Here is a 2917-nt window from a genome sequence, read left to right as displayed (position 1 = left end):
GCTGTGTGCCCTGCCGCCGGAGCCGGCGACGTTCGACGAGACGGCGGCCCTGGCGGTCTCGCGTCTCCCCGCCGATAGTCTCACCCGGCTGGTCGCGGCCGGGCTGGTGGAAGCTGCCGGATCCGGGCGCTACCGCCTGCACCCAGCCATTACCGACTACTGCCGGCTGGGCGGGATCGGGCCGCTGGTTCTGCGGCGCCTGGCTGATCACACCCGAGAACTATTGAGCCGGGCGCAGGGCTCGCCGGCGGAGCTCGAACGCGACCTGCCCGTCATCCAAGCCGGACTCGATGCCGCCCTCGGCGATGCGCCGTCGGAGGGTTTCGTCGATCTAACCCTGGCACTTCTCAAGCCGGTGGATCAGTTGGGTGCCTGGGCGTTGGCGGAGCCGTATTGGACGAAGGCCGAAAATTGGGCCCGCCAGGAATTCGACCGCGAGCGGCTGCTGGGAATCCAGGCGGCAAGGGCGCAAGCCGCACTGCACCTGGCAGCCTTCACCGATGCCGAGTGTTTCGCCATGGAAGGGCTGATGCTCGCCCTGGAGATGGACGACGCCCGGCAGGCGGCTCGGATGTTCCAGACACTGGGTGCGGTCGCCTTCAATCGCGGCGACCACACGGCCGCCGAGTCCTCGTACCGAAACGGGCTGCGGCAAGCCGAGGCCGAGGACCTGGACAACGAGCGTTGTGCTCTGCAGGCCAACCTGGCATCGGTCCACCTGGTTCGAGGGCAGTTTGAGTCGGCGCAGTCCCTGCTGGATCAGGCGCTCCAGTTGGCGCGCCGTCTGGGAGACGTGCGTCGCGAAGCGTCCATCCTGATGAATCTGGGGGTTGTCGCCGCCCAGACCGGGGATCGCGCCCAGGCGGCGCGAGCTTTCGAGGAGAGCCTCGAGCTCTCCCAGAAGACCGGGTCGTGGGAACAGCGGCTGTTCCTGCTGGTCAACCTGGGAGCGCTGGCCAGTGACGAAGGGCAGCTGAGCCTGGCCCGGGCCCGGTTCGAGGAGGCGCTTGTCCTGGCCCACCAACTCGGCGATCGCGTGCGCATCTGCCTGCTTCTGGGGAATCTAGGCTCGATCATGATGCAGCAAGGCAATCTGGAAGCGGCCGCCAGCCGCCTGGAACAAGGGATCGGCCTGGCGCGGGCAATCGGCCAGCCCGAAGCCCTGGCGCTGCTGCTGACCAATGCCGGCGAACTCGATCTCCGCCAGGGTCAAGCCGGCCTAGCCGAAGACCGACTGCGCGAGGCCCTGCATCTGGCAGATCAGGTCGGGCAACCGCGCTTGCAGGCCGCCGCTCAATGCGGACTGGCGAATGTCTTGCTTAACGAAGGCCGGGTGGAGGATGCCGAGGGCCTGTATCGAAGCAGCCTGGAACTGGCATCCCGGTCCGGACTCCGATTGACGGAGGCCGAGGCCGAGTTCGGCCTGGCCAGGGTCGAGCTGGGGCAAGGGAAGAAGGCCTCTGCCCGGCGCCGGGGGAAGCACAGCCTGGAGTTGGTTTTGGGACATTCGCCGGCTCTCGAGGTTGAGGTGCGGGAGTGGATCGCCGGCCTGGAGCGCCGCAAGCGCTTGCCGGCGGCGCCTGCTTCTCAGGCTCGAGGGGGCACTGTCCCTGGGGAAGGCTGAAAGGCCGGCCACAAGTTCGTCGGGTGCGCCGCGCGCCACACGGCGGACTGACGCCCAATCGCCCGCCCCGAGCACCCGCAACCGTGTGAGGGGCCGGTCGCCGGCGGCAGGAACGAGACCCTGGGTGAGATCGAAGTGAGGTTGAACATGCTGAGACGGTCTTCCTCTTGGGTCACCCGGCACACCCCGGGATGGTTGGCGCTGCTGGCATTCTTGGTCTTCCTTGCCTTCACGGCGACGGTGCTGCCGCGCCAAGCGGCCAGCGCCGCCGAGGCAGGAGCAGGGGCAGGCTCCCCCGATACTTCCTTCTTCTACTCGCCCTCCGAACTGGTTGGCATGGCGGAGGCCTATGGGCCCGCGGGTCGTCAAGCCTACGTAAGGGCACGGTTCACCTTCGATGTCGCCTGGCCGCTGGTCTACGGGCTATTCCTGCTGACCTCGATCTCGTGGCTCGGCCGCCGGGGATTCGCTCCCGGCTCCCGCTGGCGGCTGGGCAACCTGGTTCCGCTCGGCGCGGTGGCCTTCGACGTGCTCGAGAACCTCTCGACCTCGGTCGTGATGATTCGCTATCCGCTCTCGACGCCTGTCCTGGCCGGACTGGCTCCCTGGTTCACGGCGGTCAAGTGGATTCTGGTGGGGGTCAGCTTTCTTGTTCTTGGGGTGAGCGCCTGCGTCGCGCTGGTCCGCCGGTTGCCGGCGGGAGGGAACACAGCCTAGGCTCCTTCATCCAGAGCGGACGCGTTCTTCCTCGATCTCAACGCCCCATCTGACGATTCCGTCCCGAGGTGGCTGCGGCCACCCTGCTGCACCTCCGAACGCCCAGACGCGTTGCGTCCGCCGAATCTGACGGTGGAGGTGCAATGGGCCCAGAGACCGGAAGCCTCACCCCGCCCGGCCCGGTGCAACTGCATCACGGCACCGCAGACACGAGCGTGCCACACGAGTTCTCCGAGGCGCTCTACCAGCAAGTCTTGGAGGCTGGAAAAGAGGCGGAGCTCTACCTGTACCCGGGCGCCGATCACAACCTGTCCGCGCCGTTCTCTCTGGCGATGCAGCGCACCATCCAGTTCTTCGATCGCACCCTCAAGGACATGTGATCCGTTCCACTTGCCGGCGGATTCTGGGATCAGACCAGACCACCGATCGCGCCTACTCGCTCGGCTCGTTGAGCCCGTCTGTCCAGTTGGAGGCTCCCGCGTGGGGATGTGGATCTGGGACGCCAAGGTCCGCAAGTCGATGGGCTACGTCGGGGCTGGAGTGAGAACACCAGGTCGGGTGAACGCCAGACCACCG

The 2917-nt window shown here is 67.2% G+C and carries 3 protein-coding genes; all 3 read left to right on the top strand.

Annotated features, from left to right (window positions below):
- The coding region (locus MUO23_15205) for a tetratricopeptide repeat protein (protein MCJ7514298.1) at nucleotides 1–1624 on the top strand (1624 nt) is incomplete at its 5' end.
- A gap of 147 nt (nucleotides 1625–1771) precedes the next feature.
- The gene (locus tag MUO23_15200; GenBank protein ID MCJ7514297.1) at nucleotides 1772–2341 is read left to right on the top strand and encodes a hypothetical protein; all 570 of its coding nucleotides are present in this window, start codon (nucleotides 1772–1774) and stop codon (nucleotides 2339–2341) included.
- 143 nt (nucleotides 2342–2484) lie between these two features.
- On the top strand, nucleotides 2485–2721 hold the full coding sequence (locus MUO23_15195) for a dienelactone hydrolase family protein (GenBank protein ID MCJ7514296.1): 237 nt from the start codon (nucleotides 2485–2487) through the stop codon (nucleotides 2719–2721).
- The last annotated feature ends 196 nt before the right edge of the window (nucleotides 2722–2917 follow it).

The sequence above is a fragment of the Anaerolineales bacterium genome, assembly GCA_022866145.1.
Classification (GTDB): domain Bacteria; phylum Chloroflexota; class Anaerolineae; order Anaerolineales; family E44-bin32; genus PFL42.
The sequence above is the reverse complement of the archived record's forward strand: the minus strand, read 5'-3'. Positions and strand labels throughout refer to the sequence as shown.

What these genes read in the sequence shown, in the direction of transcription:
- MUO23_15200 (MCJ7514297.1), top strand. Translation starts at nt 1,772, where the DNA reads ATGCTGAGACGGTCTTCCTCTTGGGTCACCCGGCACACCCCGGGATGG.
- MUO23_15195 (MCJ7514296.1), top strand. Translation starts at nt 2,485, where the DNA reads ATGGGCCCAGAGACCGGAAGCCTCACCCCGCCCGGCCCGGTGCAACTG.